Below are 12,660 nucleotides of genomic sequence, written 5' to 3'. Positions count from 1 at the left end.
AAGGAGTATTTATGGCTTTTACTTTGCCTACACTTAACTATGAGTACGATGCGCTTGAGCCTCATATTGATGGTAAAACAATGCATATTCACCACACATTGCATCATCAAACGTATATCAATAAAGCCAATGCTGCTTTAGCAGATACTGTTTATGCAACCGCAAATGCTGAAAAATTACTTAAGGGAATAAACAGCCTGCCTAGTAATTTACAAAAAGCAGTACAAGAGCATGTAGGAGGGCATTTTAATCACAGCTTATTTTGGCAAGTAATGAGCCCTCAAGGAGGAGGTGAACCTGAAGGTAGTGTAGCTCAGGCAATAAATGAACAGTTTGGCAGTTTTGATAAGTTTAAAGACCAATTTACTGCTGCTGCAATTAGTCAATTTGGCAGTGGTTGGGCGTGGCTATGTGTGACCCCAGATAAAAAGTTGATTGTAGAAAATAGTGCTAATCAAGATTGCCCTTTAATGCAGGGAAATACCCCTATTTTGGGACTTGATGTATGGGAGCATGCCTATTATTTGAAGTATCAAAATAAGCGTCCTGACTATATTGCTGCTTTTTATAATGTAATTAATTGGACTGAAGTTGAAAAACGCTACCTAGCCGCAGTAAGTTGAGTGCCGAATATGGCTAGTAATGTGAGTTTTTTTGTATAAGCTAGGCTCTATTAGGTTAATTTATAGAGCCGTTTATGGACACTTCACATTGGCAAAAAGCACGTCAGAGTCGCGATCCTCGTTTTGACGGGCTTTTTTACGTAGCGGTAAGAAGTACCGGTATTTATTGCAGACCAATTTGCCCTGCACCAACGGCTCACGAAAAAAACGTTGCTTATTATCAGTTTGCCCATAACGCGGCGCAAGATGGTTTTAGACCCTGTATTCGTTGCAGGCCCGATAGTGCCCCTGGCAGCGCAGCATGGCAGGGTACAAAAACGACTGCACTTAGAGCAAAACAGTTAATAGATCAAAATGATGAACACGACTGCGAAAAATTAGCAGCTCGTTTAGGCGTAAGTAGTCGTTATTTAAGGCAGTTGTTTAAGCAGTATTTTGGCGTGTCGATTACGCAATATCGATTATTTAACCAATGCCACTTTGCTAAAAAACTGATTCAAGAAACACATTTACCCCTTACCGAAATAGCGTTTGCCGCAGGCTTTAAAAGCATTAGGCGTTTTAATGATGCATTTTTACAGCAGTTAAATATAGCTCCCTCGAAGCTGCGCAGTGGCGATAAAAAACCAACGTCAACACTCACTTTAACCCTGCCATTTAGGCCGCCTTATAATTGGCCTGCTTTGCAGGGCTTTTTACAAAGGCGCTTGATAAAACCAATGGAGTGGATAACACAAACGAGCTACGGGCGTACTTTTGCAACTGAGAAATATAAAGGAAGCTTTACCGCTGAATTTATAGCGAGTAAAAACCACTTTAGTGTGTCTATCAATATAGACAATACGGCGTACTTACAAACAGTTATAAATAATATACGCCGTGTGCTTGATTTAGATGCCGATATTAATTTAATTGAAACGCATTTAAGCGCCAATATAAACAATGCGTTTACAGTGTGCGAAGGGCTCAGACTTCCGGGGATTTGGTCAAGTTTTGAAGCCGGTATAAGAGCGGTACTTGGGCAACAAGTGAGTGTTACTGCAGCGCATAATTTAGTAACAAAGTTAGTTGATGAATTAGGCGAAAAAGAGGGCGATGCCGTTTATTTTCCTACGGCTAAAATTGTTGCTAATAGTGATTTTGCATTTTTTAAAATGCCACAAGCACGCAAAAATGCGCTACACAACTTAGCCCAATTTTGTGCACTAAATCCTGAAAATGACGATTTAGACGAATGGCTTAGCTTAAAGGGAATTGGTCCTTGGACAGTAAATTATGCAAAGCTGCGAGGACAAAGCCAACCCGATATATTACTTGATGGCGACTTAGGTGTTAAAAAAGCTCAAGCGGCGGCAAACCCTTTTGAGCCTGCTAATTGCGCTCCTTTTCGCTCTTACTTAACGTTTCAACTTTGGCAGCAATTATAATGATCATTCAAACATCAATTTCGAGCCCTATAGACGACATAATTATTCAAGCGACTGATAAAGGTGTGAGTTACGTTGGTTTTTATCCACCAGTTGAATACTCTTATACGCCGTTTGAGCAAGTTACTAACAAGGCGGTGCTTATTTGCGCTGCGCAGTTAAATGAGTACTTTGCAAAAAAACGCACTATGTTTGATGTACCACTTGATACAACCGGTACAGTATTTCAGCAAAGTGTATGGCAAGCACTATTAACGGTGCCTTTTGGACAATCGCAAACATACGGCTATATTGCTAACCAACTCAATAACCCAAAAGCAGTGAGGGCAGTAGGCGCTGCTAATGGTAAAAATCCGATTAGTATTATTGTACCGTGCCACCGCATTATTGGCGCAAATGCAAAGTTAACGGGTTATGCAGGTGGACTTGATAGAAAACTATGGTTGCTGAAACACGAAGGATTAATGTAAATTAATTGATAAAATATAGCCAGTCTGCTTAACTCAACCTATAATTTAAATAATCAACTAATAAAAATTATTATGCGTATTAATAGCTTAGTTTACTTTTTTATTGCCAGTTTAATGTTTAGCGCTACTGCGTTTAGCAAGCCGCAAAGTCTCGTGTTTTGTTACGAAGACAAAAATATAGCACCCATGTTTTTAGGTGATGGCCAAAATATACCAACAGATAAACCTGGTGCATCAATCGAAATACTTCAACAACTTGATTTAGCATTGCCCAATGTAGCAATATCATTTGTTAGAAAGCCATGGCGTAGATGCTTAAACGATTTAGAATTTAATCGAGTTAATGCTGTTATTGCAAGTTACCGCAAAGGGCGAGAAAACGTTGCTGTTTACCCTGTTGATGAGCAAGGTAAGTTACAAGATGACTACGCAGTAAGTGAATTTGGCAGCTGCCTTATAGGGCGTTATAAATTTCATAAGGAATGGGAGACTCGTGAAGTATTTCAAAATAAAGCATTTACGATAGCTATTCCTAATGGTTATGGGCTAAATAGCGCGTTAAAAGAAGAACCATTTTTTATTCATAATACGTTTTCTAAAAGCAAAGCTTTTGAGTTGCTAGATAAGGGGGTAGTGCAGGCGAGCGTTGATCTATGCCAAGTAGATGGCTTAAAAGTGTCGAGTTATCCGTATGAGGGTAATAATGTTAAACCTATTTATCCCCCTTACGAAACCAGCCATGGTTACCTTGTATTTTCAAAAAAATTCTATGAAGTAAATAATGCTCTAAGCTTGCAAATGTGGCAGTGGTTATCAAAATTTGAAAGTGCACCTGTGTATATTAAATACTTACAAACACTTAAATAAACAGGCCCTGACAAAATAAAATTCGCGTTTGTAAATTGGTATTAATTTAATATTAAGGTAGCATAAGCGCACTTTTTATAAAATGGCACCACAATGGCTCAATTATACTTTTACTACTCTGCAATGAATGCAGGTAAATCAACCACGTTATTACAATCTGCATTTAATTATAAAGAACGTGGCATGGAACCTGTGATCCTGACTGCTGCCATTGATGATAGACAAGGCGTGGGTAAAGTATCGTCTCGTATTGGCTTGCAAGCAGATGCGCATGTATTTGATGCTAGCAAAGATGTTTTTGATCTTATTCAATCACTCAACAATGATAAAAAACGCCATTGTGTGTTAGTTGACGAGTGCCAATTTTTATCAAAAGAACAAGTAATGCAATTAACCGATGTGGTTGATGAACTCGGTATACCTGTATTGTGTTATGGCCTGCGTAACGACTTTAGAGGCGAGCTATTTATAGGGTCGCAATATTTGCTTGCGTGGGCTGATAAGTTAGTTGAGCTTAAAACTGTTTGCCACTGTGGACGTAAAGCAAACCATGTACTGCGTACTGATGAAAATGGCGAAGCAATAGCCGATGGTAACCAAGTAGAAATTGGCGGCAATGACCGATATGTTTCGGTATGCCGCAAACATTATAAAGCCGCGTTAAATATGGGCCGATAAAGCATTTAAAAATGTATCAATATCTTCGCGGGTTATATCTAAATGCGTAACTAGCCTAAGCTGCTTGCTTGGGCTAAATAATATGCCTTGTTGTTTAAGCGCTTCAGCAATATCTTTAATATTTATACTGCTACTGTATGTTGCGTAAACCATATTAGTGGTGTTAGTCATATCGACAGTAAAGCCACTGATTTCACTTAATTGTTGAGCCAAATAACGTGCATTTTCATGATCGTCTTTTAAGCGCTCTACATTGTGCTCAAGTGCAAATTGCCCGGCAGCTGCAAGCATTCCGGCTTGGCGCATACCGCCACCAAGTACTTTTCTCCATCGTCTTGCTTTATTAATAAGTGCTGGTGAGCCTAATAATAAAGAGCCTACGGGCGCCCCCAAACCTTTAGATAAACAAATAGAAACTGAGTCAAAGTGCTTTGTAATTTCAGTGATATCAACTTTTAGCTCAACAGCGGCATTAAAAGCACGTGCGCCGTCTAAGTGCAGCGCTAAACTATGCGTATTAACAAAGTCACGTGCTTGGGCTAAGTACTCAATCGGGAGTACTTTTCCGCCAATGGTATTTTCTAAGCTGAGCAATCGCGTTTTTGCAAAATGGCAATCGTCTGGTTTTATAGCCGTCGCTATTTTACTAAAAGGTATACTGCCATCAGCATCGTTTTCAATAGGCTGTGGTTGCACAGACCCTAAAACAGCTGCGCCACCACCTTCAAACTTATAATTGTGAGCATTTTGGCCACAAATGTATTCGTCACCTCGCTCACAGTGCGCCATTAACGCAAGTAAGTTGGCTTGTGTGCCTGAGCTACAATAAAGTGCGGCTTCAAAATTAAAACGCTTACACGCATAGGCTTCTAGTTGGTTAACGCTTTCATCATCACCATATACATCGTCACCAACCGGTGCGTTGTACATAATATCGCGCATTTCTTTTGTTGGTTTTGTAACTGTATCAGAGCGAAAATCTATCATGATTGCCTTATCCTTTTTATTATTTTTAATAAAATTGGTATTAATCAAGCTCGCTACAAATTTGCTCACGAGTGTCTTTATCAAAGTAGGTCCAAGCAATAAAGCGGCTAATTTTTTGACCTTGTGCCATATCAACAATTTTATACTGTGCTATTGGGTGAGCTTTTAATACTTCTTCAAGGGCTGCAATATTATCTTTTTTAGAGACTAACGACGTAAACCACAGTACTTGCTCTGCAAAGTCTTCGCTTTCTTTAATCATATTAGAGATAAACTGTACTTCACCGCCTTCGCACCACAATTCATTATTATCACCACCAAAATTAAGCGTGCTACTGGGTGTTTTTCCTAAGTTTTTCCATTTACGTTCACTGCCTTTACTTGCCTCTTCTTCACTTGCATGAAACGGAGGGTTACAGAGCGTTAAATGGTATAGATCTTTTTGATTTATAACGCCTTCAAAAATATGTGATGCGTTTTTTTGTTGTTTTAGGGTTATTTTTAAGCCATTAAACTGGGCTATTTGCTTTGCTATTTTCACCGAGGCTGTATCAATATCAGTCCCAGTAAAATGCCATTTATATTCACTTGTACCAGTAAGCGGATAAACTAAGTTAGCGCCAGTGCCAATATCAAGCACTTTAATTTGCTTACCTAAAGGTATTTGTTGTTGATTATCATCACTTAATAGGTCGGCCAAGTAGTGAATGTAGTCAACACGCCCAGGTATAGGTGGGCATAAGTTGTGCTCGGGAATATCCCAAAAATCAATATTATAATGTGCTTTTAAAAGAGCTTGATTGAGTGTTTTAACAGCCTTGTTGTCACTAAAATCAATGCTTTTAGTCCCTGCAGGTGTGGTTATAACAAAGGGCAGTAGAGCAGGATGCTCTGTTGTTAATAAATCGAAGTCGTACCCATTTTTATGTAGGTTACGAGGGTGTAATTTTGAACGTGCTTTATTTTCTTTCATGGCTTCATTTTAACAACAGATATGATGTGGTGATTGTAACAAATGCTGATGAGTAAAGTGCAGACATTTCCTTTGGTATATTTAATATTACTGGTAGGATGAGTTGAAAATAATAAAAAGGAATAACTGTGGCAATTTCTCAGCAATCAATAATTATTAATGTAGCTGATCAGCAAACACTTCATTTACGCCGTATTAGCGATGAAGATCAGCAAGGGCCTATCGTATTTTTTATGCATGGAGCAATAGAAAACGGTAAGATTTTTTACACGCACTCTAATAAAGGACTTGCCCCTTTTTTAGCTGAGCATGGGTATAGATGTTATGTGGCTGATTTACGTGGCCGAGGTGATAGCAAGCCAATCATTTCGAGCGAGTCCGAATATGGACAAACTGAGTCTATCCTAGAAGACATCCCTGCCTTTATTAAGCAAATAGAGTTGATTGAAGGCAAAAAGCCAGACTACTGGGTTGCTCACTCTTGGGGCGGGGTATTGATGAACAGCGCGTTTGCACGTTTTCCAGAATATATTAACGACGTTAAAGCATGTGTGTATTTTGGCTCTAAGCGTTCTTTATTTAATAATCATCCTCAAAAATTATTACAAGCCAATTTAATTTGGTATTTTATGGCGCCTTTACTTGCTAAAAAACATGGCTATTTAAATGCTAAAGGTTATAAGTGGGGCAGCGATAACGAAACTCAAAAGTCGCATTATCAAAGTATGCAATGGGCTAAAAAGAAGCCATGGATAGATTCTGATGATAATTTTGATTATGCAAAAGCGCTAAACAACCTGCATTTACCGCCAACGCTTCATATTGCTGCGGTAAAAGATAAAGCATTAGCGCAACCAATCGATATTCAAAAATTTATGGACGAATCGGGGCTAGGCATTCAACAAATGCAAATTTACGGTCGTAAACACGGGCATAATTTTGATTACGATCATATTAATATGCTTACCCACCCAAGTGCGCGTGATGATCAATTTAAAGATTTACTTAATTGGTTTAAAGCACATCCGTAAGGGCCTGTTGACCTTTCAGGATTAAAATTTGTTCAATCCAAGGAAGATTTAATCACGGCGCGAAGTTTGTAACCTAGTGGGCTAAGTAAAAACCGAGCAACAAAGAGTTAATCGTCCCTAGAGAGAACCCAAAGGGCAGTGGATGTTTGGTCTTTATGCTGCGTTATCGCCTATTTATGGGGAACAACCACACTACATAAGCTCTGCCTTGCCTAAATACCAAACAGCCTACTGCAAATTTAACCTCGAAAGATAAACAGGCCCTAATTAATTCTCATCAAGTAACTTTAGAAGAGGTGTTTTGTAACGCTCCCACTTAGCGATTGCGGCGTTATTAATAGGTTGGCGAATAGCATGTTTACTCAAGGTCGTTACCGGTGTTTTTTGTTTATAAAATGCTAAGCAGCGCTCTTCAAAACTACAGTTTAAAAAACCAAGTAACTGCGTTAGCTGCTCTTTTGGGTTACTCACTAAATCTTCGTAACTGACATCATAAATTGGCATCTCTTTAAAAGAGTGCCAATGGCTCATCAATTTTTCATACAACTTATGATAAAGCTTAAACTCAGGTAGTGAGCAAAAGTAAGGCTCGTTTTCAGCAAAGTAATTAGTGAAGATAGAAAATGCGGTGGCATTAAAATCACGACTTAAATTTATAAATTTAGCATTTGGAAATAGAATATATATAAGTCCGAGCGACTGATAATTACTCGGCAGTTTATTTATTATAAAAGGTCTGATGGGCGATGCTGTTTTTAATGTTGTGATATACAGCTCGCGGGCTTTTTTGATTAAATCCGGCGTTAAATGTGCTAAACATTGCGGGTAAGTCACTCCCGTTTTTTGTTCGATAAAAGCAACTGCGTTATTACTAATACTCGTGCTCTCTCCTAGGCTCGAAAACTGACTATGGCTTGCCAATATTTGCTCCACAAGGGTAGAGCCACTACGAGGCATGCCAATAATAAATACAGGCGTGATATTACCCGTAAATTTTTTATCGGCAGAGGCTATAAACTCCTCGGTGTTGTATTTTATTATTTCATCGTAAAAAGGGATTAAATCTCTAGTGTTAAATTCACTTAATTTTTTTTGTAATTTATTCGCCAATATAAAATAATTAAATGCTTGCTTGGTATCCTCAAGTGCATCGTAACTGTTTGCTAATGCGTAGTAACACACCATTTTTAAACGTAAATTACTAGTTTGAGTTAATAAGTGGTGCAAATTACTTACATAATTATGTTCTTTATCAAAACGACCTAATTGTACAAGTTCAAATAAAATATAGGCTGTTACAGGGTATACACCAATGCTGAGTGCATGAGCAAAAGTTGTATGAGCTTTATCTAACTCGCCATGTGTTAAATAGTGCTGTGCTAAGTAATAATGAGGTTCTGGATTATGACTTGCTAATTTTTTTGCGTATTCAAGCACCGTTAGCGCATCGTTTGGCGAATGAACACCGTTAAAAGCATCAGCAAGGGCATGTAATGGTTCAAGCATATGAGGCAAGCGCTCACAGGCTTTTTGGAGTAGGTATACAGCAGCGTCGTAACGTTCTAGTCGTAAGGCAATTCTGCCTAAGCCAAATAAAGCCTCACCATTTTCAGGGTTACTATTTAAAATTGCTTTAAAATGGAACTCGGCTTCTTTGAGTTTATTTTGTTGCAGTAGTTGGTTGGCTTTTTCAAGTAGCATAGTTATACCAATTTTATTAAAAAATAATCATTCTATCGCATTAAATAGCGTACTCACTGCGTTAAAAATTATTCATATAGAGCAACTATATATCATAGTTTTCGCCTTGTTATTACGCTATTTTCTGAGCGCTATAATAGAACACTTATTCAATGCAATTGGTATTGTTCATTATTATTTTTATTAACTATAAAATTAAAAAGGCGAAATGTCTTTAACATTTCGCCTTTGGTTCTTCATGAAAATAGTTTAAAAAGTATATGTTGCTTTAGCGTAGTAAAAGCCACCGTTAATACCAAACGGAGATGTTTCGTAGAACTGACCACCCCAGTTGTTATTAGGGATGCCCGTTGCATCTGCAAAATCAAGTTTTTCAGCATCTTGGTCGAATAAGTTTTGAGCACCTACAGAGAAGCTAACTGATTCATTTAAGAAGTAAGTTACTTCAGCATCAATAGTGACTGCAGCATCTGCTGTTTTAGCTGTTGCATCATAATCAACGTGAACACCTTGGTATTCGCCGTAGTAGTTTGCACGAGCAAATGCAGAAACTGATTCCCATTGTTGAGACAATGTGAACGTTGCACGATGATTAGGTAAATCTTCTTCTAAACGCTTAACTTTAAACGCACCTGTAATTTCACTAAATTTAGTTACTTCAGTATCATTCCAGTTATATGCAAGGCTAAATGTAGAGCTACCGCCCATTAATTCAGCTGTATAGTTTGCAACTAAATCGATACCTTGTGTTGTTGTGTCAAAGTCGTTTGTAAAAAAGCTTACTTGAGCAAGACCTTGTACATTAGGTACTCCTGCTGCTGCAAGGGTATCTTTGTCTGCTTGGCTTAAGTTGATTTTATCTGATTGGCTAATACGGTCATCTACTTGGATGTTGTAGTAATCAAGCGTTAAAAATAATTCGCCAATTGTGTATACAGCACCAAGCGTATAACTTTGCGATTCTTCCGGCTCAAGCTCTGTACCACCTAATTGCACTGCAATTGGGTTTGTTGGTGGAAGAAGCGCTGAATCTTGTAATACACCGCCATCTAAACTTGTTTGTACATTACTTACGTTAGCTTGACCAACCGTTGGTGCACGGAAACCACTGCTTACAGAACCACGAATATTTAAATCTTCAGTTAAATGGTATTGAGCCATTACTTTGTAGTTAGTGGTAGTGCCAAAGCTGTCGTAGTCTTCAAATCGAAGTGCTACGCCCATTAAGAAGTCTTCAGTAAACGGTGCTTCAACATCAACATATGCTGCATAGTTACGGCGAGAAAATTCACCCGCTTGTGATGGTTTAAAACCAGGGAAACCATTAGAGCCAATACCAAAGCCTTGTTCTGTTAAAGGGCCTGCTGTGTAAGATGCTTCATCACCAGAGACGATAGTAAATGTTTCTTCATGCCACTCAAAACCACCGGCAATGTTTACATCATAAGCTAAACCAAAGTCGATACCTTTTGATAAATCAAAGTTAAAGTTTTTCTCTAGCTGTTCGTATTTACCCGGGCTGAAGTCTCGTGGTGTATCTGCACCTAAAGAGGCATTAACCGTGTCGTAAATAAAGTAACGTGATTCATTTAAGCCAACAGTACCGCTTAAGTCATAGTAAGTATCTTTTAAGAAGCCACCAGTGAATCGACCTTTAGTACCAATAGTTAAAGAAGTATCAGTAATGTTGCCGCCAAAGTTAGGTGTAAAACCACCTGGAAGCATCTCATTAAAGGCAAAACAATCTGGGTTGTTTGCTACACCATTTATGTAAGCCGGATCATCTAGTACATTGCCGTCTGTTATTGTAATAGTTGGACAGTTAGCGCTCATATCAGGTGTTGTGTCGGCAACAAGTAATGTTTCGCCACCATCATTTGAGTAAACACCAGAACGTGTTTGCGGGTTACGGTAATAAAAACCGCCACGTACATCACGTTCAGAGTAGTTACCAAACATGTAAAATTCAGAGTCGTTTGTTAGCTCTAAACCCACATTACCAAAAATAGTAATATCGTCATCTACTTCTGGTGCACCCCATACTTGTGCAAGAGAAGATACATCAGGCACACCTGCAGCTGAAAGTGCTGCGGCATCGGCACGTTGAACTGAACGACTTGTTGCATCAGCTGTTTTATATTGAAAGCTTAAATTAGCAAAACCATTGTCGGTAAACGGTAAACCTACGTTACCCGACACTTGTGTTGTATCGCCATCACCTTCATAAAATTGACCATGGCGGATTTCTAATTTACCACCTTCTGAAGCGTCTTTTAGTTGGAAATTCATTACACCGGCGATTGCATCAGAACCATACTGCGCAGCCGCGCCATCGCGAAGTACTTCTACTTGTTTAATCGCAATGCTTGGAATAACTGAAATATCTGCGCCTTGCGCGCCATCGTTAATACCACCGCCTAAAAATGCGATTACAGAAGCACGGTGACGACGTTTGCCGTTTAAAAGAACCAATGTGCTGTCTGACGGTAAACCACGTAAGTTAGCTGGACGAACAAGAGAAGCCGCATCACTGATAGGGTTTTGGTGTACGTTAAACGATGGTACTGCACCTTTTAAAAGTTCAAGCATGTCAGTGTTACCTGACTTTTCAAGCTCTTCGCCGCCAATAATGTCGATTGGAACCGGTGAGTCACCTATTGAACGAGGAGCTGAACGCGTACCTACTACGGCAATTTTCTCAACGTTTTTATTTACTTTAGTTTGTTCCTGCTCGTCTGCCGCAATAGCAGATCCAGAAATAAATAACCCTGCAGTGGTTGTAGCTAAAGCAAATTTGATTGCTTGGTTTAGCGCATTACTTTTTAATTTCATTCTAATTTTCCCCAGTTAGAATAATTCTTATTTTTGATGTGAATTTCACATCATTTGTTTTTAACTTAATTTTTTGTTTCACATAAGTTTGAGGTTTTAGCTCAAAAGCCTAATCAATTAAGCTTACTTTTTGTGAAGTCCTATCTACAGACTATAGATAAAAAACAGGAAGGGCAATTACTAATTAACCGTTTGATAACAAAAAGATTCAATTTAAGAAAAAATGCAACAGTGGTGCAAAGTAAAACTAAAATGAACTAAATAAGTGCAAATAAGGCTATTGAGGGGAATATTAATGCGCTAACTGCATTTAAATGTTATTTATTTGTATCTATTTTTGTGGGGTTTTCAATGTTTTGTGCGTACCGCCAAGCTGCTAATTTTTCTTTGTATTCATCCCATACGCAGGGACAGCAACTGCCACCACCGCAACATTCATCCGATTTTGGTTTTTCAGGTTTTTGCGGTAATTGATTTGTTATATTCTGCATTGTTGTATGTATTTAATACTAATTTGGTGCAAAGGGTAAGTTAAAGGGTGTTGAAAGTAAATTATTCTTTGTGAACCTGTGCTGCTGTGTGAAAATAAAAGTTATGCGATTATATAAAGTTATTCACCGTGCACCTTGGCGGGTAGTTAAAATTAGTAAAAAACGCCAACAGCTGCGTTTTCGCCGTGCTATGGTGGCGCTTAAAATCGCACTCGCCCAAGAAAAACAAGAAACTAAAGAAATGCTCTCTATTTATAGGCGTTACACTCAAGGCCACACAAGTAAAGAAGAGTTAAAACGCGCAAATGAGCAATTTGTTGATATTTTAAAAGGGTTAGGGCTCGGTGTATTTGCTGTATTACCTTTTGCTCCGCTTACAATTCCTTTAGTTGTTAAATTAGGGAGTTTGGTAGGAGTTGATGTACTGCCAAGTTCGTTTAATATGAACAAATCTATTAAAGAACTAGATGCTAAAATAGATCAAGAAAATCAAAAGCAAGAATCTAAAAATAGCTTAAAAAAGTAGCTAAAATCCCTTCAAATTAGCGATACCTTTTAGGTGCGCTTATTGATATGCTCT

The 12,660-nt window shown here is 38.4% G+C and carries 12 protein-coding genes; 7 read left to right on the top strand and 5 right to left on the bottom strand.

The genetic code is table 11. The annotated features are described in order from the left end of the window. The first annotated feature begins 11 nt into the window (after nucleotides 1-11). The 5 genes from H5089_RS12960 (at nucleotide 12) to H5089_RS12940 (ending at nucleotide 4,065) form a co-directional block, all read left to right on the top strand. The gene (locus H5089_RS12960) at nucleotides 12-623 is read left to right on the top strand and encodes a superoxide dismutase (RefSeq protein ID WP_182712358.1); all 612 of its coding nucleotides are present in this window, start codon (nucleotides 12-14) and stop codon (nucleotides 621-623) included. A 74-nt stretch (nucleotides 624-697) separates the two neighbouring features. Then, nucleotides 698-2,050, top strand: coding sequence for a DNA-3-methyladenine glycosylase 2 family protein (locus H5089_RS12955; RefSeq protein ID WP_182712357.1), 1,353 nt, complete (start codon nucleotides 698-700; stop codon nucleotides 2,048-2,050). Then, nucleotides 2,050-2,520: a methylated-DNA--[protein]-cysteine S-methyltransferase gene (locus tag H5089_RS12950; RefSeq protein ID WP_182681574.1), complete on the top strand. Its 471-nt coding sequence runs from the start codon at nucleotides 2,050-2,052 to the stop codon at nucleotides 2,518-2,520. Before H5089_RS12955 ends, H5089_RS12950 begins: the two co-directional genes overlap by 1 nt. Nucleotides 2,521-2,592: 72 nt before the next feature. Next, complete coding sequence (locus tag H5089_RS12945; RefSeq protein ID WP_182712356.1) at nucleotides 2,593-3,387, top strand: amino acid ABC transporter substrate-binding protein; 795 nt, start codon at nucleotides 2,593-2,595, stop codon at nucleotides 3,385-3,387. 93 nt (nucleotides 3,388-3,480) lie between these two features. Next, the gene (locus H5089_RS12940; RefSeq protein ID WP_154902930.1) at nucleotides 3,481-4,065 is read left to right on the top strand and encodes a thymidine kinase; all 585 of its coding nucleotides are present in this window, start codon (nucleotides 3,481-3,483) and stop codon (nucleotides 4,063-4,065) included. Here H5089_RS12940 and ltaE read toward each other — a convergent pair. After that, complete coding sequence (gene ltaE / locus H5089_RS12935) at nucleotides 4,048-5,052, bottom strand: low-specificity L-threonine aldolase (protein WP_154902929.1); 1,005 nt, start codon at nucleotides 5,050-5,052, stop codon at nucleotides 4,048-4,050. The two genes, H5089_RS12940 and ltaE, sit on opposite strands and share 18 nt — an antisense overlap. Before the next feature lie 40 nt (nucleotides 5,053-5,092). Beyond that, a complete protein-coding gene (gene rlmF, locus H5089_RS12930) occupies nucleotides 5,093-6,025 on the bottom strand; it encodes a 23S rRNA (adenine(1618)-N(6))-methyltransferase RlmF (protein WP_182712355.1) in 933 nt (310 codons plus the stop codon). Nucleotides 6,026-6,153: 128 nt separating this feature from the next. Here rlmF and H5089_RS12925 point away from each other — a divergent pair, with 128 nt between their 5' ends. Next, nucleotides 6,154-7,056 carry an alpha/beta fold hydrolase gene (locus tag H5089_RS12925; RefSeq protein WP_182712354.1) on the top strand — a complete coding sequence of 301 codons (903 nt, stop codon included), beginning with the start codon at nucleotides 6,154-6,156 and terminating at the stop codon, nucleotides 7,054-7,056. A gap of 267 nt (nucleotides 7,057-7,323) precedes the next feature. Here H5089_RS12925 and H5089_RS12920 read toward each other — a convergent pair whose 3' ends face one another. From H5089_RS12920 to H5089_RS12910, 3 genes are all read right to left on the bottom strand, one after another. After that, nucleotides 7,324-8,757, bottom strand: coding sequence for a sulfotransferase (locus H5089_RS12920; RefSeq protein ID WP_182712353.1), 1,434 nt, complete (start codon nucleotides 8,755-8,757; stop codon nucleotides 7,324-7,326). Between the two features lie 249 nt (nucleotides 8,758-9,006). Further along, nucleotides 9,007-11,589, bottom strand: coding sequence for a TonB-dependent siderophore receptor (locus H5089_RS12915; RefSeq protein ID WP_024595720.1), 2,583 nt, complete (start codon nucleotides 11,587-11,589; stop codon nucleotides 9,007-9,009). Between the two features lie 317 nt (nucleotides 11,590-11,906). After that, entirely contained in the window at nucleotides 11,907-12,080 is a 174-nt protein-coding gene (locus tag H5089_RS12910) for an oxidoreductase-like domain-containing protein (protein ID WP_182712352.1), read from the bottom strand. Between the two features lie 103 nt (nucleotides 12,081-12,183). On the opposite strand from H5089_RS12910, the gene H5089_RS12905 reads away from it, so the two are divergent. Continuing rightward, nucleotides 12,184-12,606, top strand: a complete 423-nt coding sequence (locus H5089_RS12905; protein WP_002959004.1) for a hypothetical protein — start codon at nucleotides 12,184-12,186, stop codon at nucleotides 12,604-12,606. The last annotated feature ends 54 nt before the right edge of the window (nucleotides 12,607-12,660 follow it).

The organism is Pseudoalteromonas sp. SR45-1 (assembly GCF_014163655.1).
In the GTDB taxonomy this organism is placed as follows: domain Bacteria; phylum Pseudomonadota; class Gammaproteobacteria; order Enterobacterales; family Alteromonadaceae; genus Pseudoalteromonas; species Pseudoalteromonas distincta.
This window is presented reverse-complemented; position numbering and strand designations above follow the sequence as displayed.

Coding starts and splice junctions, on each gene's coding strand:
- rlmF (WP_182712355.1), bottom strand. CDS start 6,025: ATGAAAGAAAATAAAGCACGTTCAAAATTACACCCTCGTAACCTACAT.
- H5089_RS12945 (WP_182712356.1), top strand. CDS start 2,593: ATGCGTATTAATAGCTTAGTTTACTTTTTTATTGCCAGTTTAATGTTT.
- H5089_RS12940 (WP_154902930.1), top strand. CDS start 3,481: ATGGCTCAATTATACTTTTACTACTCTGCAATGAATGCAGGTAAATCA.
- H5089_RS12915 (WP_024595720.1), bottom strand. CDS start 11,589: ATGAAATTAAAAAGTAATGCGCTAAACCAAGCAATCAAATTTGCTTTA.
- H5089_RS12910 (WP_182712352.1), bottom strand. CDS start 12,080: ATGCAGAATATAACAAATCAATTACCGCAAAAACCTGAAAAACCAAAA.
- ltaE (WP_154902929.1), bottom strand. CDS start 5,052: ATGATAGATTTTCGCTCTGATACAGTTACAAAACCAACAAAAGAAATG.
- H5089_RS12950 (WP_182681574.1), top strand. CDS start 2,050: ATGATCATTCAAACATCAATTTCGAGCCCTATAGACGACATAATTATT.
- H5089_RS12955 (WP_182712357.1), top strand. CDS start 698: ATGGACACTTCACATTGGCAAAAAGCACGTCAGAGTCGCGATCCTCGT.
- H5089_RS12920 (WP_182712353.1), bottom strand. CDS start 8,757: ATGCTACTTGAAAAAGCCAACCAACTACTGCAACAAAATAAACTCAAA.
- H5089_RS12905 (WP_002959004.1), top strand. CDS start 12,184: ATGCGATTATATAAAGTTATTCACCGTGCACCTTGGCGGGTAGTTAAA.
- H5089_RS12960 (WP_182712358.1), top strand. CDS start 12: ATGGCTTTTACTTTGCCTACACTTAACTATGAGTACGATGCGCTTGAG.